Raw genomic sequence first — 19,270 nt, 5'->3', positions numbered from 1 at the left:
GGTTTACTCCTCCGGAAAATGTAAATGACCGAGTGCGGTGACTGCGGCGGGCCAGCCGCAATAAAACGCCAGATGGGTAATGGCTTCGGTCAGCTCGTCACGTCTGAGGCCATTTTCCTGGGCAAAATTCAGATGCCACGGCAGCTGCTGATGGCGGCCTGTGGCAATCAATGCGGCAACGGTAATCAGGCTGCGATCGCGCCTGCTCAGCTCGCTGCGCTGCCAGATAGCGCCAAACAAAGTTTCATCTGTAATCGCAGCAAAATGGGGGGCAATTTCTGCCAGATCGTCGCGGGTAAGTGAGTGAGGCATCTTAACTCCCTGTGGATGTTGATGAGTGAATGCCAGAATAGAGGGAAGTAATTGTTTATAAAATCGCATATATTTGGATTGATAATCCCGAAAATCAGGATGTTTATGTCTCAGAACAAACGTGTGACTTTTGACCTTGAAGCGCTGCGCACTTTGGTCACCGGTATTGAGCTGGGCAGCTTTGCGCTGGCAGCCGTAAAACTTAATCGTTCAACGTCAGCGGTCAGCGCCCAGTTGAAAAAGCTGGAACAGCAAAGTGGCCTGCCGCTGCTGCAAAAGTCCGGACGTCGACTGGAACTCACTGCTAATGGTGAATTGCTAATGGCATATGGTCGCCGCCTGCTTGCCCTCAATGACGAAGCTTTCAGCGCGCTCTGTGGCCGTCATCTGGCGGGCAGCGTAAGCCTGGGAATGCAGGAGGACTTTGGTGAGGCGCTCTTGCCAGACTTGCTGGGGCAGTTTGCCCGTGCTTTTCCACAGGTTGAAGTCTCAGCGCGTATTGGTCGCAATGGTGAACTTGTGCAGGCGATGCGTCAGGGAGAGCTTGATCTGGCGCTGTGCTGGCAGGGTGACGAAAATACGCGGTTTATGCAGGCACTGCCTGCCGCACCGCTTCACTGGATTGGACGTTCTGATGCCGATCTGGCGCGCTGGCTGACAGGAGAGGAGACGCTGCCGCTACTTCTGTTTGATGCGCCCTGCATGATGCGAAGCAGTGCAATTGATGCCCTTGACCGGGCGGCGATCCCCTGGCGGGTGGCTTTCACCAGCCGTAGCCTGAGCGGTATCTGGGCTGCCGCCGCAGCCGGGCTGGGTATTACGCTTCGCAGTCGTTTTGGTCTACCTGCCGGGCTGCAGGTGCTACAGCATGCGCGGCTGCCATCGCTGGGCAAGTTGGGAATAGCGCTGCATACGGCCGACGAGCGACTGAACCCTGCGGCAGAGCGGCTGCGCGATATCATTTTAGAACGGCTTGTACCCACCGTGTCGCAGCCGTCCTCTACAGTAGAGATATTTTACCGCTGAATAGTACGGGGCCAGTAGGTTGGCCGGTTGGTGAACCGCCCGGCGGCTCCAGACTGATTGCGAGATCCGGTAAGGCATCAGGTTTTAGAGGTGCAAGGTCCACCTGACGGTTGCCGGAGACATCCAACAGTCCTAATGACTGCGGCTTGCCGCCTGGTGGGATCAGCCAGAGTTGCAGACTGTGGTCAGGCCCGATGTTCGGTGCCGCCGCCGTCTGCACGGTCAGCCTGTTTTGCGCCGGGTTGATGCCGATAACCCAGATCCCCTGTTGCTGACTGTTGCTCAAAACGGCAATCGCCTGAGGGGGCACGGGGGCAGGAACCAGCTGGGTATAGAGCAGTGCACCGGCAAATGAGGCTGCCAGACCCCAGCCAAGCCACAAAGGCCATGCACTGCGCGGTATTTTTACCGGTTGCGTGACAGGTGGGGACGACAACGTGCCGGGTTGTAATTCTGTGGGCAGATCGCCAACAATGCGCGGCCACAGTATTTCTGGCGGTGTAACGGGGATTACATCGCTATCCAGTGCGATCAGCGCGTTTTGCCAGCGCTGGACTTCAGCTGCCAGTTCGGGGTCCTGCTCTATACGGCGCATGAAACGCAGGCGAGCCGCACCACGCAGCGTACCCAGGGCATATTCTGCGGCCAGGGCGGAATCAAAATCGTGTTTGCTTTTCATATGCCCACGCAGCCTTTTAAATGCATTAAGGCCCGACGTATCCAGCTTTTGACGGTACCGGCAGGCTGTTGCAGATGCAGCGCGATTTCACCGTGTGAAAGACCATGATGATAAGCCAGAACGATGCTTTGCCGCTGCTCTGCGGGCAGGGCGTCCATGCAGGTTAAAAGTCTGCGTGATTCGTATGTCGAAGGTACGGGATCGCACGTACCTTCACCCGCGGTCGCATCGCCCTCATCGTCCAGTTCCAGAACGCGATTGTCCTGCAAACGCAAATAATCAATCGCACGATGGCGAACAATATTGGTCAGCCACGTTTTGGGCGCGCTTTGGGTCGGATCGAAGCTGCCAGCCCGCTGCCAGAGAGCGAGAAAACTGTCATGCAGTACTTCCTCCGCCCAACCACGACGGTGAAGAAGACGTAGCGCGATGGCAAACAGATAGGGCGAGTAGCTGCGGTAAAGCGCTTCGAAAGCGCGTTTATCACCGGCTGCCACTGCCCGAATCAGTAAAACCTGACTGTCGATTGATTCTTCCGCCATGAATCGTCTTGATAGAAGTGCAGAGGTGAACAACGCGTTCCCCCTGCACAGGGTATAGACCCTTTTTATCGTTATGGCATTAGCACAGTATCAATAACGTCGATTGCGCCATTTTTCTGCTGAACGTCATAGGTACTGATGTTGGCGACATTACCCTGGTTATCTTTCAGCTGCAGGTTGTGTGGGCCATTCTGCATCACCCACAGCGAAGCGCCGTTAACGGTTTTCAGCTCGGCACGGCCATGGCCCTGTTTGACCTTTTTCTCCAGCGCCTTCATGTCATATTTCCCGGCCACGACGTGATAGGTGAGCACGGCGGTCAGTTTGCTTTTATTTTCAGGTTTTAGCAGCGTATCGACGGTACCCATAGGCAGTTTGGCGAAAGCCGCATTAGTCGGGGCAAATACGGTGAAGGGGCCGGGGCCTTGCAGCGTATCGACGAGGCCTGCTGCTTTAACTGCGGCGACCAGCGTGGTGTGATCCTTCGAGTTCATCGCATTTTCAACGATATTTTTAGAAGGGTACATGGCTGCCCCTCCCACCATCACAGTGTTTTGTGACATCTCTGCCAGAGCGGCAGCGCTAAACAGGAAAGATGCACACAGAGCGGAACGGATGACAGTTTTCATGCTGAATTCCTCGGGTAAGAGAAGGCGTATTTGCCTCACATTGCTATCTACGTTCAGCGATGAAAAACGGATGCAGAAAAATGAAAATATCTTTTTTACGCGATAAGCGTGCGGTGAGAAGTTTGCCGGAGCCAAAATAAATCATGTTAATCTGAGCAGATTCTGATGACAGGGGAGTAGGGCATGCAGTTGCAAGATGGCTGGATTAACGAGGCCAGAAAAGTTCCGTCGCCGCATTTTAACCAGCGACCGAATGATGAAAAACCTTCGCTGTTGGTGATCCACAATATTAGCCTGCCGCCCGGTGAGTTCGGCGGCCCCTGGATTGACGATCTGTTTACCGGTCAGCTTGATCCCAATGCTCATCCTTATTTTGCCGGTATCAGCCATTTGCAGGTTGCCGCTCATTGCCTGATCCGCCGTGATGGAGAGGTTGTGCAATATGTGCCGTTTCAGCTACGTGCATGGCATGCGGGCGTGTCAAACTATCAGGGGCGCGATGCCTGCAACGATTTTTCAGTCGGTATTGAACTTGAAGGCACCGATACGTTGCCCTACACCGATGCGCAGTATCGTTCGCTGCAGGCCGTTACCGAGCAGCTGATTGCTGAGTATCCGGCAATAGCCCTGAATATTACCGGGCACAGCGACATTGCACCGCAGCGTAAAACCGATCCCGGCCCGGCATTCGACTGGGCTCGATTCCGCACCGCTCTGGCGCAGCAAGTCCAGGGTAAAAATGATGGGAGTTAAGGCATGACGTTATTTAGCCTGTTGTTGGTTCTCGGATGGGAACGCCTGTTCAAAATGGGTGAACACTGGCAGTTGGATCACCATCTGATGCCATTATTCCGCAGATTTAAGCATTTCTCACTGCTGCGCACCCTGTTGATGACGTTGTTAGCGATGGCCGTAGTGGCCGCGATGATGCTGGCGCTGAAAGGCTGGTTTTTCGGTGTGCCTCAGTTAATTTTTTGGATTCTTGTTGGCCTGCTGTGCATCGGGGCAGGCTCGGTTCGCCTTCACTACCACGCTTATCTGCGTGCTGCCAGCCATAATGATGTACATGCACATGATGCGATGGCGGAAGAGCTGACCCTGATCCACGGTGTGCCGGGTGAGTGCAGCGAACGTGAGTATCTTGGTGAGTTACAGAATGCGCTGCTGTGGATTAACTTTCGCTTTTATCTTGCTCCACTATTCTGGTTTGTCGTTGGTGGTCCGTGGGGGCCTGTGCTGCTGGTGGGTTATGCCTTCCTGCGTGCCTGGCAAAGCTGGCTGGCACGTCAGCGCGACCCTCTGATCCGTTCCCAGTCCGGCGTGGATGCGCTGCTTCACTGGATTGACTGGCTGCCGGTTCGGCTGGTTGGTGTTGCTTATGCGCTGCTGGGGCACGGCGAGCGCGCCCTACCTGCCTGGCTGGCCTCGCTGGGCGATCGCCATACGCCGCAGTACCAGGTACTGACTCGCCTTGCACAGTTCTCACTGGCACGTGACCCGCATATGGATAAGGTAGAGACGCCACGGCTGGCGGTAACGCTGGCGAAGAAGGTATCGTTGGTGCTGGTGGTAGTAGTCGCAATACTGACGATTTACGGTACGTTGGTATAACCCCAACAGGGAACGACAGGTAGTACAGCAGTAATAAAAAATCAGGCCAGCATCTGCTGGCCTGATTGCATTTTTCCGGGGCGATTATGCCTTCTGAGAACGGTTTTTCAGCCAGTAGCCGATAGCCAGAATCAGTATCCATACAGGAATCAGCCAAACAGAGATAGCCATTCCCGGGGTGATTGCCATCAGCACCAGAATACCGGCGAGGAACAGCAGGCAGATCCAGTTGCCCAGCGGATACAGCAGTGCCGGGAAGCGGGTTTTCACGTCCTGCTGATCCTTTTTACGGCGGAACTTGATGTGCGCCATGCTGATCATTGCCCAGTTGATCACCAGTGCAGAGACCACCAGTGCCATCAGCAGACCAAAGGCTTCACCAGGCATCAGATAGTTCAACAGTACGCAAAGCCCGGTGGCAATCGCGGAGAACAGAATCGAAATCACCGGTACGCCACGACCATCTACTTTCAGTAGCGCTTTTGGCGCATTGCCCTGCTGAGCCAGACCAAACAGCATGCGGCTGTTGCAGTATACGCAGCTGTTATACACCGACAGCGCGGCGGTCAGGATTACGACGTTCAGCGCGTTAGCCACCAGAGCATCACCCAGCTCGTGGAAGATCAATACGAACGGACTGGTATCTGAAGTGACGCGAGTCCACGGCAGCAGTGACAGCAATACGGCCAGTGAACCGATATAGAAGATCAGGATGCGCCACAGCACCTGGTTAGTGGCTTTAGGAATGCTGGTTTCCGGATTATCCGCTTCTGCTGCGGTGATCCCCACCAGTTCCAGACCGCCAAAGGAGAACATGATAATGGCCATCATCATGACAAGGCCGCTAAAGCCGTTCGGCAGGAAGCCGCCCTGATCCCACAGGTTGCGTACGGTAGCCTGTGGGCCGCCGTTGCCGCTGAACAGCAGCCAGCCGCCGAACAGGATCATGCCGATGACCGCGACCACTTTGATAATGGCAAACCAGAACTCCATTTCCCCGAACACTTTCACGTTGGTCAGGTTAATGGCGTTAATCAGCACAAAGAAGGCGGCTGCGGAAACCCAGGTTGGGATCTCCGGATACCAGAATTGAATATATTTACCGACGGCCGTCAGTTCTGCCATGGCTACCAGCACGTACAGTACCCAGTAGTTCCAGCCGGAGGCAAAACCGGCGAAGTTACCCCAGTACTTATAGGCAAAGTGGCTGAATGAACCGGCGACCGGCTCTTCCACGACCATCTCTCCCAGCTGGCGCATAATTAAAAATGCGATAAACCCGGCAATCGCGTAACCCAGAATAACGCCAGGCCCGGCAGATTGAATAACAGACGCACTTCCCAAAAACAGGCCGGTACCCACGGCCCCACCCAACGCGATCAGCTGAATGTGGCGGTTTTTCAGGCCACGGTGCAGCGTTTCGCCCTGCTGTTGTCCCATGTCTAACCTCATGATGTTTTATTATTTTTCGTCTTTTCAGCAGGCCCTGCCGCCATGCTGTATCGAAAAGTTTACGATTGTTGTGTGAGTAAATATGAGCCAGAACGTAGCCTCAGGAAGAGAATAGTGCTAAGCGCAGAGGTTTGCACTCGCTTTCTGCTCTACACTCGCAGAAATGACTAAAAAAGCAGCGTGCTGTCTCATTTTTTACTATCTATGTTTTGTCACAAATTGGTGCAAATGACGAATAACATTCTCTTATGACCGGTGGGATTACTTGGCTGGTGGATAGGTGCCTGGGAAGCTATCCTCTGCGGCGATGGATAGGCGATTGGGAACCCGTCTCTGCGGCGTCCGGGCGGTCCTCGCGCCCTGCTGTGCAGGGTGCCTTCAGCTTCGGCATCGGGACTGTCGGATCGGCCCGGAGCGGGCGTCCTGCCCGCGCCAGGCCTGAGCCCAGCATCCATGCTGGTCTCTCCGGCCCCGCTGCCTGCGCCTCAGCGCTGTGGATTACCCGGCCGCCGCAGAGACGGGTTCCCTTTTGACTCAATCACTCGCTGTAAGCAACGGAAAGAGAGGGACGGTTTTTCTGGCGGGCTTGGGTGGTGTTTTTCGGCTGCGATCTGTTTATCAGGCAAAACCAATATTAGAAAGTGACCGATTGCAGACCTGAACGGGCTATCCACGGCACTAAAGGGAAGAGGGGAAAGGGAACAAGCTTGTGACCAGATTTGCCTGTTCGTCAGGCAATCTCGATATCAGAAAGTGAATTGATTTCAGTCCAACTTGGTTAACCATTCCGCAGATTGGTGAAAGAAGCTGAGTTCGCGAATAAACCGATCTTATTCTCAGGCAAAACTGACTCCAAAAATCGGTCTGGCTGCTGCCCCGGAAGAGCTAATTACAGTGCGGAATGAACAAGGGGAAAAACCTGCGAACGGACCGATCTGTTTATCAGGCAATACCAATATCAGAAAGCGGACTGGCTGCTGCCCCGAACGGGCAATCCGCAGCGCTGAACGGAGAGAGGAAGCCAGGATTCGCCCACAGGGAAGTGGGCGAAAGGGACAGCCGCGCAGGACGCGCGTCTGTCCCGGTCCGTCAGGCTGACGAGCGAAGTGAAGGGACCGCAAAGCGGCGCGAGGACCCGCCCGGCAGGGGCAGCAGCCAGTCAGCGCTATCACTGTTATCCCAGAGATAACCAACAACATAAGACCAGTCAGCGCCGCCACCGTTATCCCAGAGATAACCAACCCCGTGAAACGATTAAGACTTCACCGAACGGCGCTTAAACGCATAGCCAATCGCCATCACGCCAATCCACACCGGAATCAACCACACGGAAATCGCCATTCCCGGCGTCATCGCCATAATTACCAGCACACCGGCCATAAAGGCCAGGCACAGCCAGTTGCCGAACGGATAGAACAGCGCCTTAAAGCGTGGTTCAATCCCCTGCTGGTTCGCACGCTTGCGGAAACGCAGATGCGCCAGACTGATCATCGCCCAGTTAATGATTAATGTAGAAACCACCAGTGACATCAGCAGCGAAAACGCCTCGCCCGGCATCAGATAGTTGATCAGCACGCCGATAGCGGCGGCGGCGGCGGAAATCAGAATGGCATTCACCGGCACACCACGACGATCGACCTTCATCAGCGCCTTCGGTGCGTTACCCTGCTGCGCCAGACCAAACAGCATGCGGCTGTTGCTGTAAACACAGCTGTTATACACCGACAGCGCTGCGGTCAGGATCACCACATTCAGCGCATTTGCGACAAAGGCATCACCCAGTTCGTGGAAAATCAGCACGAAAGGGCTGGTATCTTCAGTAATACGGATCCACGGCATCAGCGACAGCAGCACGGTCAGTGAACCGATATAGAAGATCAGAATACGCCACAGCACCTGATTGATCGCTTTCGGGATGCTCTTCTCAGGATTCTCGGCTTCCGCTGCGGTCAGGCCGATCATCTCCAGCCCGCCGAATGAGAACATAATGATGGCCATCATCATCACCAGGCCGTGCAGACCGTTCGGCATAAAGCCACCGTGATCCCACAGGTTACTGACCGTAGCCTGCGGGCCACCGTTGCCGCTGAACAGCAGCCAGCCGCCGAAACCAATCATGGCGACGACCGCCACCACCTTAATAATGGCAAACCAGAACTCCAGTTCGCCGAACACCTTCACATTGGTCAGGTTAATGGCGTTGATCAATATAAAGAACACCGCAGCGCTAACCCAGGTCGGGATCTCGGGATACCAGAACTGAATATATTTACCGACGGCAGTCAGTTCGGCCATGGCAACCAGCACATACAGCGCCCAGTTGTTCCAGCCGGATGCCAGCCCGGCAAACGGTCCCCAGTACTTATGCGCAAAGTGGCTGAAGCTGCCGGCAACCGGCTCTTCAACAATCATCTCACCCATCTGACGCATAATCAGAAAAGCAATAATACCGGCGATGGCGTAGCCAAGAATGACGGCGGGTCCGGCTGATTTGATGACCGATGCGCTGCCCAGAAACAGGCCTGTACCGACGGCACCGCCTAATGCGATAAGCTGAATGTGGCGGTTTTTTAACCCGCGATGCAGCGTCTCGCCCTGCTGATGTTCCATACTCTTCCTCGTGATGCTTGTTTTTATTTATGTCTGCCAGAGTGGTTAAATCTAATAACGTACTGAAATATTTACGCTTCTCGATTAGGGAAAACCTGGCCGTATCTGGCGTCGCGCAGAGAATAGTGTTAGGCGGAGGGCTTTGCACTTTCTTTCTCATTCTGTGCGCCTGCGTGGTTAAAAAATCACCGATCGCACCGGGTGAGTGCATAACGATTTTAGGGAGCAGCATAAGGGAAATCGTGCATCGCATTTGGTGCTTTTAGTGGGGTGCAATTCAACTAAGCTGCTGCCGTGTTTCAAAAAAGTTTTAAAAATTAACATTTATTATGCATTCGAGGGCGCTCGAAAAATTCCGCTTACCCCTTGCCAGGAACGAGACGGGGGTCTGGTTTCGCCGGGTTGTCATATAGACATCAGGTGAATACTTTGTTACTTTACGGGCACCTTTTTTAAATTGGTATTACCAATTAACTCTGGCACATCGTAGAAGAAGGGATAATGGCCTACAGTAAGATCCGCCAACCAAAGCTCTCTGACGCCATCGAGCAGCAGCTTGAGTCCCTGATTATGGAAGGGACGCTGCGTCCCGGAGAGAAATTACTGCCCGAGCGCGAGCTGGCTGTGCAGTTTGATGTCTCCCGTCCTTCCCTACGAGAAGCAATCCAGCGTCTGGAAGCAAAAGGTCTGCTACTTCGCCGTCAGGGCGGTGGCACCTTCGTCCAGAAAACCCTGTGGCAAAGCCTGAGCGATCCGCTCATCGAACTGCTTGCCGGCCATCCTGAATCCCAGTTCGACCTGCTGGAAACGCGTCATGCGCTGGAAGGGATTGCCGCCTATTATGCCGCGCTTCGCGGGACCGACGACGATATTGCACGTATTCAGCACTGCCATCTGCAGATTCAGACCGCCCAGGACAGCGGCGATCTGGACGCAGAAGCTGATGCGGTGATGCAGTATCAGATTGCTGTCACAGAAGCCGCGCATAATGTGGTGCTGCTGCATTTGCTACGCAGTATGGGTCCGATGCTGGAACAGAACGTAAGACAGAACTTCGAGTTGCTCTACTCGCGTCGGGAGATGCTGGTGAAAGTGAGTGAACATCGCGCCAGTATTTTTCAGGCGATTGTGGCACGCGAGCCGGAACAGGCCCGTGAAGCCTCACACCGCCACCTGGCGTTTATCGAGGAAATATTGCTGGACAGAAGTCGGGAGCAGAGCCGTAGAGAGCGTTCCCTGCGACGTTTACAGCAACGTAAGGAATAACGTAAGTAAAACGCGTAACTATAACGCGGCACTATACCCGAAACCATTGGCGTAACGGCTAACACAGCGCCAGCACCAGGGCTCAAGGGTATAAACGACGAGCCTGTCTCTTTGTGTTTTGAACGACAGAATGCAAAGAGACAGGCTCCAGACAATTCAACGTATTAGACACAGATAAGGAATACCCCCCATGTCAGAACGTTTAAACAATGACGTGGATCCGATCGAAACTCGCGACTGGCTACAGGCGATCGAATCGGTCATCCGTGAAGAAGGTGTTGAGCGCGCACAGTATCTGATTGACCAGGTACTGAGTGAAGCACGTAAAGGCGGCGTGAAAGTGGCTGCCGGTGCTGGGGCCAGCAACTATATCAACTCTATTGCTGTTGAAGATGAGCCGGAATACCCTGGCAACACATCTTTAGAACGTCGTATCCGTTCTGCTATTCGCTGGAACGCCATTATGACCGTTCTGCGCGCATCGAAGAAAGATCTGGATCTGGGCGGCCACATGTCCTCCTTCCAGTCTTCTGCCACTATCTATGAAGTGTGTTTCAACCACTTCTTCCGTGCGCGTACGGAAAAAGACGGCGGCGATCTGGTTTACTTCCAGGGCCACATTTCTCCGGGCGTTTATGCTCGTGCCTTCCTGGAAGGTCGTCTGAGCGAAGATCAGATGAACAACTTCCGTCAGGAAGTTCACGGTAAAGGTCTGTCTTCTTACCCACACCCTAAACTGATGCCTGACTTCTGGCAGTTCCCGACCGTATCAATGGGTCTGGGTCCATTGGGTGCAATCTATCAGGCTAAATTCCTGAAATATCTGGAACACCGTGGCCTGAAAGATACCTCTCAGCAGACCGTTTACGCCTTCCTGGGCGACGGTGAGATGGATGAGCCAGAATCTAAAGGTGCGATCACTATCGCTACCCGTGAAAAACTGGATAACCTGGTCTTCATCATCAACTGTAACCTGCAGCGCCTGGATGGCCCGGTAACCGGTAACGGTAAGATCATCAACGAACTGGAAGGCATCTTCGGTGGTGCTGGCTGGGAAGTGCTGAAAGTGATCTGGGGCGGTCGTTGGGATGAGCTGCTGCGTAAAGACACCAGCGGTAAACTGATCCAGCTGATGAACGAAACCGTTGACGGCGACTATCAGACCTTCAAATCCAAAAACGGCGCGTACGTGCGTGAGCACTTCTTCGGTAAATATCCGGAAACCGCTGAGCTGGTGAAAGATCTGAGCGACGACGAGATCTGGTCACTGAACCGTGGTGGTCACGATCCGAAGAAAGTCTACGCTGCACTGAAGAAAGCGCAGGACACCAAGGGCAAACCTGTGGTTATCCTGGCTCATACCATCAAAGGTTACGGTATGGGTGACACCGCGGAGGGCAAAAACATTGCTCACCAGGTGAAGAAAATGAACATGGACGGCGTGCGCTACATCCGCGACCGCTTCAACGTGCCGGTTGACGATGCTGCCATCGAAAAACTGCCGTACGTGACCTTTGCTGAAGGCTCAGAAGAGCACACCTACCTGCACGCACAGCGTCAGAAACTGGGTGGCTACCTGCCAACTCGCGAACCTAAGTTCAGCGAGAAGCTTGAAATGCCAACGCTGGAAGATTTCCGCCAGCTGCTGGATGAGCAGAACAAAGAGATCTCTACCACTATCGCTTTCGTGCGTGCCCTGAACGTGATGCTGAAGAACCCGTCGATCAAAGATCGTCTGGTACCAATCATCGCCGACGAAGCGCGTACCTTCGGTATGGAAGGCCTGTTCCGTCAGATCGGTATTTACAGCCCGAACGGCCAGCAGTACACCCCGCAGGACCGTGAGCAGGTTGCTTACTATAAAGAAGACGAAAAAGGTCAGATCCTGCAGGAAGGCATCAACGAACTGGGTGCAGGCGCATCGTGGCTGGCGGCGGCAACGTCTTACAGCACCAACAACCTGCCAATGATCCCGTTCTACATCTACTACTCCATGTTCGGTTTCCAGCGTATCGGCGACCTGTGCTGGGCAGCAGGTGACCAGCAGGCTCGCGGCTTCCTGGTAGGCGGTACTTCAGGTCGTACGACGCTGAACGGTGAAGGTCTGCAGCACGAAGATGGCCACAGCCACATTCAGTCTCTGACCATCCCTAACTGTATCTCTTACGATCCAGCTTATGCGTACGAAGTTGCCGTGATCATGCATGACGGTCTGGTTCGTATGTACGGTGATGCACAGGAAAACGTGTACTACTACATCACCACGCTGAACGAAAACTACCACATGCCAGCGATGCCGGAAGGCGCTGAAGAAGGTATCCGTAAAGGTATCTACAAGCTGGAAACTATCGAAGGTAGCAAAGGTAAAGTTCAGCTGCTGGGTTCAGGCTCTATCCTGCGTCACGTGCGTGAAGCGGCAGAAATCCTGGCGAAAGACTACGGCGTTGGCTCTGACGTGTACAGCGTCACCTCCTTCACCGAACTGGCCCGCGACGGTCAGGACTGTGAGCGTTGGAACATGCTGCACCCAACTGAAGAAGCACGCGTACCGTACATTGCTCAGATCATGAGTGATGCACCGGCCGTAGCGTCTACCGACTACATGAAACTGTTTGCAGAACAGGTTCGCAGCTACATCCCAGCCAGCGACTATCGCGTACTGGGTACTGACGGCTTCGGTCGTTCAGACAGCCGTGAGAACCTGCGTCACCACTTCGAAGTGGACGCATCTTACGTTGTAGTTGCAGCACTGGGCGAACTGGCTAAACGCGGCGAAATCGATAAGAAAGTGGTGGCGGACGCTATTGCCAAGTTCGAAATCGATGCTGATAAAGTTAACCCGCGTCTGGCATAAGAGGTAAAGAGTAATGGCTATCGAAATCAATGTACCGGATATCGGCGCGGACGAAGTTGAAGTCACCGAAATCCTGGTGAAGGTTGGCGACACTGTTGAAGTTGAACAGTCGCTGATCGTGGTGGAAGGCGATAAGGCTTCTATGGAAGTCCCTTCTCCGCAGGCGGGCGTGGTTAAAGAGATCAAAGTTGCGACCGGCGATAAAGTCGAAACCGGCAAACTGATCATGATCTTCGAAGCAGCAGGTGGCGCAGCTGCGCCATCCGCTCCGGCTGAAGAGAAGAAAGAAGAAGCGGCTGCACCTGCTGCTGCGGCACCGGCTGCGGCCAGCGGCCCGAAAGACGTTAACGTACCGGATATCGGCGGCGACGAAGTTGAAGTTACCGAGATCATGGTAAAAGTGGGCGACACCGTTGAAGCGGAACAGTCGATCCTGACCGTTGAAGGCGACAAAGCCTCAATGGAAGTGCCGGCTCCGTTCGCGGGCACCGTGAAAGAGATCAAAGTAGCAACCGGCGACAAAGTCAGCACCGGTTCACTGGTGATGGTCTTTGAAGTAGCGGGCGCTGCGCCAGCTGCTGCGGCTCCCGCTGCGAAAGCTGAAGCACCGGCTGCGGCCGCACCGGCTAAACAGGAAGAGAAAGCGGCTCCGGCTGCTGCCCCTGCGAAAGCTGACGCGAAATCCGACTTCGCTGAAAACGACGCTTACGTTCACGCGACTCCGGTTATCCGCCGCCTGGCGCGCGAGTTTGGCGTAAACCTGGCTAAAGTCAAAGGCACCGGTCGTAAAGGGCGTATTCTGAAAGAAGACGTTCAGACCTACGTTAAGGACGCGGTAAAACGCGCCGAAGCACCAGCCGCTGCTGCGGGTGGTGGTCTGCCTGGCATGCTGCCTTGGCCGAAAGTGGACTTCAGCAAGTTTGGTGAGATTGAAGAAGTTGAACTGGGCCGTATCCAGAAAATCTCTGGTGCAAACCTGAGCCGTAACTGGGTGATGATCCCGCACGTTACGCATTTCGACAAAACTGATATCACCGAGCTTGAAGCCTTCCGTAAGCAGCAGAACGATGAAGCGGCTAAACGTAAGCTGGACGTGAAATTCACCCCAGTGGTCTTCATCATGAAAGCCGTTGCTGCGGCCCTTGAGCAGATGCCTCGTTTCAACAGTTCACTGTCTGAAGATGGTCAGAAGCTGACGCTGAAGAAATACATCAACATCGGTGTGGCGGTTGATACGCCAAACGGTCTGGTGGTTCCAGTGTTCAAAGACGTGAACAAGAAAGGGATTACCGAACTGTCTCGCGAGCTGATGGCTATCTCCAAGAAAGCGCGTGATGGCAAGCTGACCGCTGGCGAAATGCAGGGCGGCTGCTTCACCATTTCCAGCTTGGGCGGCATCGGGACAACTCACTTCGCGCCGATCGTTAACGCGCCTGAAGTGGCTATCCTGGGCGTCTCCAAGTCTGCTATGGAGCCGGTCTGGAACGGTAAAGAGTTCACTCCGCGTCTGATGATGCCGATGTCGCTCTCCTTCGACCACCGCGTAATCGACGGTGCAGATGGTGCACGCTTCATCACCATCATCAATCAGGCACTGGCTGACATTCGCCGTCTGGTGATGTAACAGCAGACAAGGCCGGCGCAAGCCGGCCTTGTTATAAGGGATGTAGATATTCGTGGCACCGCGGTTTGCAGATTATTAACAATTCTGTAAACTCTTGCGGTGAACGCGTCCCGGTGGAAGAAGGGCGTTGAATCAAAAGCTGTCTGACCCGCCGGACTATCAAATAAGAGGTCATGATGAGTACAGAAATTAAAACTCAAGTCGTGGTACTTGGGGCAGGTCCTGCAGGCTATTCTGCAGCCTTCCGTGCAGCGGATTTAGGTCTGGAGACCGTCATCGTTGAGCGTTACAGCACCCTTGGTGGTGTTTGTCTGAATGTCGGCTGTATCCCTTCTAAAGCCCTGCTGCACGTGGCGAAGGTGATTGAAGAAGCGAAAGCGCTTGAAGCTCACGGTATCGTGTTCGGCAAGCCGCAAACCGACGTAGACAAGATCCGCGCCTGGAAAGAGAAAGTCATCAACCAGCTGACCGGCGGTCTGGCAGGTATGGCGAAAGGCCGTAAAGTGAACGTGGTTAACGGCCTGGGCAAGTTTACCGGCGCAAATACTCTGGTTGTGGAAAATGAGAAGGGTGAAACCACCACGATCACTTTCGACAATGCCATCATCGCAGCGGGTTCCCGCCCAATTCAGCTGCCGTTCATCCCGCACGAAGACCCACGCGTTTGGGATTCTACCGATGCGCTGGAACTGAAATCAGTCCCAGAGCGTCTGCTGGTTATGGGCGGCGGTATCATCGGTCTGGAAATGGGTACGGTTTACCATGCCCTGGGTTCACAGATTGATGTCGTAGAGATGTTTGACCAGGTGATCCCTGCTGCAGATAAAGACGTGGTGAAAGTGTTCACCAAGCGTATCTCCAAGCAGTTCAACCTGATGCTGGAAACCAAAGTTACTGCCGTTGAAGCAAAAGAAGACGGCATCTATGTAACAATGGAAGGCAAAAAAGCGCCGGCAGAACCACAGCGTTACGATGCGGTGCTGGTAGCTATCGGCCGCGTACCGAACGGTAAAGGTCTGGATGCTGGTAAAGCGGGCGTGGAAGTGGACGATCGCGGCTTTATCCGCGTCGACAAGCAGATGCGTACCAACGTACCGCACATCTTCGCTATCGGCGACATCGTGGGTCAGCCAATGCTGGCACACAAAGGCGTGCATGAAGGCCACGTAGCGGCAGAAGTGATTTCTGGTAAGAAACACTACTTCGACCCGAAAGTGATCCCATCTATCGCCTACACCGAGCCAGAAGTTGCCTGGGTGGGTCTGACCGAGAAAGAAGCGAAGGAGAAAGGCATCAGCTACGAAACCGCCACCTTCCCGTGGGCTGCTTCTGGCCGTGCTATCGCTTCCGACTGCGCAGACGGTATGACCAAGCTGATCTTCGACAAAACCACTCACCGCGTGATCGGTGGTGCGATTGTTGGTACTAACGGCGGCGAGCTGCTGGGCGAAATCGGTCTGGCAATCGAAATGGGCTGCGACGCTGAAGACCTGGCGCTGACCATCCACGCTCACCCGACTCTGCACGAATCGGTTGGCCTGGCAGCTGAGATCTTCGAAGGTAGCATCACCGACCTGCCAAACCCGAAAGCGAAGAAGAAGTAATCGCTGACGGCTCCGCAAGGGGTAATTCGCGTTAGTTAGCGAAAACTAAGCCGCTATTGTTAACAGATAGCGGCTTTTTTACGGATACTCCCGGACGATCGACCTGACGCGGCCTCACCTGAGCGTCACGAATGGTTGAAGCGAGTTTTCGCTATTAGCCTGGTTTTAACCGACTTGTAAACCAAAAACGTATTTTTCCTTTTACGCTAAATAGCGTATCTTTGCCGCTCACGTTTTCAGATTTAAGGCTCTCCGTGTCAAACAACGTCGCCCTGATTACCGGTGCCAGCCGTGGCATTGGCCACCATCTTGCCCGCCATTTCTATGCGCAGGGATATCATCTGATTCTGCTGGCACGTGATGCGCAGGCGCTGAATGCGCTTGCTGCCGGGTTCGATCCGTCCCGCGTGCAGACGCTGGCGCTGGACGTGTGTGATTTTGCCAGCGTGTCGCAGCAGGTGCAGCACGCGCTATCCCGCTACGATCGGCTTGATGTGCTGATTAACGCCGCCGGTATTTTCCGCGCAGGCTCCACGCAGACGCCGCTGGATGACTTCAGCGCGCTGCTGGCCACCAACGTTACCGCCATCCATCATCTCTGCCAACTTTGCACGCCGTGGCTGCAAAAGTCTGAAGATGGCCGCATTTTTAATCTGGCTTCGGTCAGCGGCGTGCAGCCCTACGGCAGCGTCGCCAGCTATGCCGCCAGCAAGCACGCGCTGGTCGGCTACAGCCGCTCGATTGCCCGCGAGCTGGGCTCGCTGGGGATTAAAGTCACCACGCTGTGCCCGGATGTGGTGGATACCGATATGGCCGCCGGTTCGGGGCTGTCTGCGGAAGAAATGCTGAGCACGGACGATATCTGCCGCGCGGTGGATTTTGTGATGTCGCTGTCACCGGCTGCGGTCATTGAGCAACTGACGATTGGTCGCCAGTATCGTCCGCGTAAACCGTCCTGAGCGAGGCATTCAGATGATTGAACTGAAAGAGGTTTCCCACGCTTACGGCGATCGCAAGGTGTTGAAGAATATCAACTTACAGCTAACCGAGAAGCGTATCGGCATCGTTGGCAGTAACGGCTGCGGCAAAAGTACCTTCGTTCGCCTGCTGAATGGCTTGCTGTTGCCTTCTCAGGGCGATGTGCTGATCGACGGCCTGAATACCCGTCAGCAGGGCAAAGCGGTGCGGCGTAAAGTCGGCTTTGTTTTCCAGAACCCTGACAATCAGATCGTCTTTCCGGTGGTGGAAGAGGATCTGGCTTTCGGCATGAAGAACCTCGGGCTGGATAAAGCCACGATCCGCGAGCGTACCGACGCGGCGCTGGCCCGCTATGATATGCAGGATCTGCGTCAGCACCCGGCGCATCTGCTCAGCGGTGGGCAAAAGCAGCTGCTGGCGATCTCCGGCGTGCTGGTGATGGAGCCGGAATATATCGTTTTTGATGAACCCACCACGCTGCTGGATCTGCGCAACAAACGGCGAATTGCCGCCGCGATTGCCGAGCTGGATCAAACCGCGATCGTCGTTTCACACGACCTGGAATTTTTGCAGGATTTTGACCGCGTACTGGTGTTTGAACGCGGGGAAGTTGCCGTAGATGATGTGCCCGCCGTGGCGCTGAAAGAGTATGTCAGGATGATGTCATGACCTTGAGTGATTACGTACCGGGTAACTCGTTTATCCATCGCCTGCCGTCGGGGATCAAGATCCTTTCCCTGGCGCTGGTGGGTACTCTGCTGTTTGTTTTCCCCCTGCTGGCGGTGGTGCTGTCCACGCTGGTTGTCGTTGCTACGCTTTACCCGCTGGCGGGTATCGGGCCAAAAATAATGCTGCTGCAGCTGAAACCGCTGCTGTGGGTGCTGGCGCTGCTGTTCGCCGTACAGTGGTGGATGGTGGACTGGGTTTCCGGCGTGCTGGTCGTTACGCGACTTTCCGCGCTGCTGCTGCTGGCGGCGCTGGTGACGCTGACCACGCGTACCACCGATATGATTGATGCGCTGGAAAGCGGGCTGTCCTGGCTGCGTTTTTTGCGTATCAACCCGGCGAAGGTCAGCCTGGCACTCTCGCTGGCCCTGCGTTTTATCCCGGTGCTGGCCGCCATCACCGCCGAGGTGCGTGAAGCGCAGAAAGCGCGCGGCCTCGACCGCAGTGTGATTGCAGTGGCGATCCCGGTTATTGTTCGTACCCTGAAAATGGCTGATGACATTGCGGCGGCGCTGGAAGCCCGCGCATACGATCCCCAGCTTAAACGTCCCCAAAGCGATGCTGAAAAGTCGAGAGGCTCTTAATGTCCACCAGAGATATTGTTTATATAGCGCTGTTTGCCGCGATGACCGCAGCGCTGGGTCTGTTTCCGGCGTTTAGTCTGCCGGTGATTGGCGTGCCGATTACCGCGCAGACGCTGGGCTGTATGCTGGCGGGGGCGATTGCCGGTGCTAAGCGCGGTGCGCTGGCGATGGTATTGTTCGATCTGCTGGTGGCTATCGGGCTGCCGCTGCTGGCCGGTGGCCGTGGCGGGCTGGGGGTTTATATGGGGCCGGGCGGTGGTTTTATTCTCTCCTGGCCGCTGGCGGCACTGGTCATCGGCTTGTTGTACCAGCGTGGTCTGCGTTCATTGACGCTGGTGAAGGAGCTGCTGATTATCGCGCTGGGCGGGATTGTGGTGATTTATGCATGCGGTATTCCTTGGATTGCCGCCGTTGCGGGTATCACGCTGAAGCAGGCCGCGCTGGGTTCGCTGGGGTTTGTGCCGGGCGATATCGTGAAGGTGGTGCTGGCGGCGGTGATTGTGCGGGCGGTGCGGCGGGCGTATCCGACGTTGGGATAGAGTACGCCGCTGTGGACTTGTTGGTTGGGGTGCAGTCTCTGCTGCTGCTCCATGGCAGTCCTCGCGCCGTATTTCGCCATAAGACGCCGCTGTTGAATTAGTGTGTGGGGTTCAGCCTCTGCTGCTGCTCCAGGGCGGTCCTCGCGCCGCGCTGCGGTGCCTTCGGTTACGCCATTACGCCGAACGGATCGGCCAGGATTGAACGTCCCTGTTCAAACCCGGCCTGACGCCAGC

The 19,270-nt window shown here is 55.0% G+C and carries 17 protein-coding genes; 11 read left to right on the top strand and 6 right to left on the bottom strand.

The window, feature by feature from the left end:
* Nucleotides 1–3 precede the first annotated feature (3 nt).
* Nucleotides 4–312: a carboxymuconolactone decarboxylase family protein gene (locus IBT47_RS23635; RefSeq protein WP_200563437.1), complete on the bottom strand. Its 309-nt coding sequence runs from the start codon at nt 310–312 to the stop codon at nt 4–6.
* A 105-nt stretch (nt 313–417) separates the two neighbouring features.
* Here IBT47_RS23635 and IBT47_RS23630 point away from each other — a divergent pair, with 105 nt between their 5' ends.
* A complete protein-coding gene (locus tag IBT47_RS23630) occupies nt 418–1,338 on the top strand; it encodes a LysR substrate-binding domain-containing protein (RefSeq protein ID WP_200563435.1) in 921 nt (306 codons plus the stop codon).
* Here IBT47_RS23630 and IBT47_RS23625 read toward each other — a convergent pair.
* From IBT47_RS23625 to IBT47_RS23615, 3 genes are all read right to left on the bottom strand, one after another.
* Complete coding sequence (locus IBT47_RS23625) at nt 1,313–2,017, bottom strand: anti-sigma factor domain-containing protein (RefSeq protein ID WP_200563433.1); 705 nt, start codon at nt 2,015–2,017, stop codon at nt 1,313–1,315. The genes IBT47_RS23630 and IBT47_RS23625 overlap by 26 nt on opposite strands.
* Nucleotides 2,014–2,559, bottom strand: coding sequence for a sigma-70 family RNA polymerase sigma factor (locus IBT47_RS23620; RefSeq protein WP_200563430.1), 546 nt, complete (start codon nt 2,557–2,559; stop codon nt 2,014–2,016). The genes IBT47_RS23625 and IBT47_RS23620 overlap by 4 nt, the downstream gene beginning before the upstream one ends.
* A gap of 71 nt (nt 2,560–2,630) precedes the next feature.
* A complete protein-coding gene (locus IBT47_RS23615; RefSeq protein WP_200563428.1) occupies nt 2,631–3,188 on the bottom strand; it encodes a fasciclin domain-containing protein in 558 nt (185 codons plus the stop codon).
* Nucleotides 3,189–3,371: 183 nt separating this feature from the next.
* On the opposite strand from IBT47_RS23615, the gene ampD reads away from it, so the two are divergent.
* Together ampD and ampE are read left to right on the top strand one after the other, a co-directional pair.
* Nucleotides 3,372–3,941: a 1,6-anhydro-N-acetylmuramyl-L-alanine amidase AmpD gene (ampD, locus tag IBT47_RS23610; protein WP_200563426.1), complete on the top strand. Its 570-nt coding sequence runs from the start codon at nt 3,372–3,374 to the stop codon at nt 3,939–3,941.
* A gap of 3 nt (nt 3,942–3,944) precedes the next feature.
* Entirely contained in the window at nt 3,945–4,799 is an 855-nt protein-coding gene (ampE, locus tag IBT47_RS23605; RefSeq protein WP_200563424.1) for a beta-lactamase regulator AmpE, read from the top strand.
* An 84-nt stretch (nt 4,800–4,883) separates the two neighbouring features.
* Here ampE and aroP (IBT47_RS23600) read toward each other — a convergent pair whose 3' ends face one another.
* Nucleotides 4,884–6,239, bottom strand: a complete 1,356-nt coding sequence (aroP, locus tag IBT47_RS23600) for an aromatic amino acid transporter AroP (protein ID WP_200563422.1) — start codon at nt 6,237–6,239, stop codon at nt 4,884–4,886.
* Between the two features lie 1,266 nt (nt 6,240–7,505).
* On the bottom strand, nt 7,506–8,861 hold the full coding sequence (gene aroP / locus IBT47_RS23595) for an aromatic amino acid transporter AroP (protein WP_200563420.1): 1,356 nt from the start codon (nt 8,859–8,861) through the stop codon (nt 7,506–7,508).
* A gap of 501 nt (nt 8,862–9,362) precedes the next feature.
* Between aroP (IBT47_RS23595) and pdhR the strand changes: the two genes are divergently transcribed.
* The 8 genes from pdhR (at nt 9,363) to IBT47_RS23555 (ending at nt 19,036) form a co-directional block, all read left to right on the top strand.
* On the top strand, nt 9,363–10,127 hold the full coding sequence (gene pdhR / locus IBT47_RS23590; protein WP_105595383.1) for a pyruvate dehydrogenase complex transcriptional repressor PdhR: 765 nt from the start codon (nt 9,363–9,365) through the stop codon (nt 10,125–10,127).
* Between the two features lie 190 nt (nt 10,128–10,317).
* The gene (aceE, locus tag IBT47_RS23585) at nt 10,318–12,981 is read left to right on the top strand and encodes a pyruvate dehydrogenase (acetyl-transferring), homodimeric type (protein ID WP_105595384.1); all 2,664 of its coding nucleotides are present in this window, start codon (nt 10,318–10,320) and stop codon (nt 12,979–12,981) included.
* 13 nt (nt 12,982–12,994) lie between these two features.
* A complete protein-coding gene (gene aceF / locus IBT47_RS23580; protein WP_105595385.1) occupies nt 12,995–14,605 on the top strand; it encodes a pyruvate dehydrogenase complex dihydrolipoyllysine-residue acetyltransferase in 1,611 nt (536 codons plus the stop codon).
* Between the two features lie 176 nt (nt 14,606–14,781).
* Nucleotides 14,782–16,209: a dihydrolipoyl dehydrogenase gene (lpdA, locus tag IBT47_RS23575; RefSeq protein ID WP_105595386.1), complete on the top strand. Its 1,428-nt coding sequence runs from the start codon at nt 14,782–14,784 to the stop codon at nt 16,207–16,209.
* A gap of 254 nt (nt 16,210–16,463) precedes the next feature.
* Nucleotides 16,464–17,168 carry an SDR family oxidoreductase gene (locus IBT47_RS23570; RefSeq protein WP_200563418.1) on the top strand — a complete coding sequence of 235 codons (705 nt, stop codon included), beginning with the start codon at nt 16,464–16,466 and terminating at the stop codon, nt 17,166–17,168.
* A gap of 13 nt (nt 17,169–17,181) precedes the next feature.
* Complete coding sequence (locus tag IBT47_RS23565) at nt 17,182–17,856, top strand: energy-coupling factor ABC transporter ATP-binding protein (protein ID WP_200563416.1); 675 nt, start codon at nt 17,182–17,184, stop codon at nt 17,854–17,856.
* Entirely contained in the window at nt 17,853–18,497 is a 645-nt protein-coding gene (locus IBT47_RS23560) for an energy-coupling factor transporter transmembrane protein EcfT (protein ID WP_200563414.1), read from the top strand. The genes IBT47_RS23565 and IBT47_RS23560 overlap by 4 nt, the downstream gene beginning before the upstream one ends.
* On the top strand, nt 18,497–19,036 hold the full coding sequence (locus IBT47_RS23555) for a biotin transporter BioY (protein ID WP_200545234.1): 540 nt from the start codon (nt 18,497–18,499) through the stop codon (nt 19,034–19,036). The genes IBT47_RS23560 and IBT47_RS23555 overlap by 1 nt, the downstream gene beginning before the upstream one ends.
* Nucleotides 19,037–19,270: the final 234 nt, after the last annotated feature.

Origin of the sequence: Erwinia sp. S43 (assembly GCF_016624745.1) — a bacterium.
GTDB lineage: Bacteria > Pseudomonadota > Gammaproteobacteria > Enterobacterales > Enterobacteriaceae > Erwinia > Erwinia coffeiphila.
The sequence above is the reverse complement of the archived record's forward strand: the minus strand, read 5'-3'. Positions and strand labels throughout refer to the sequence as shown.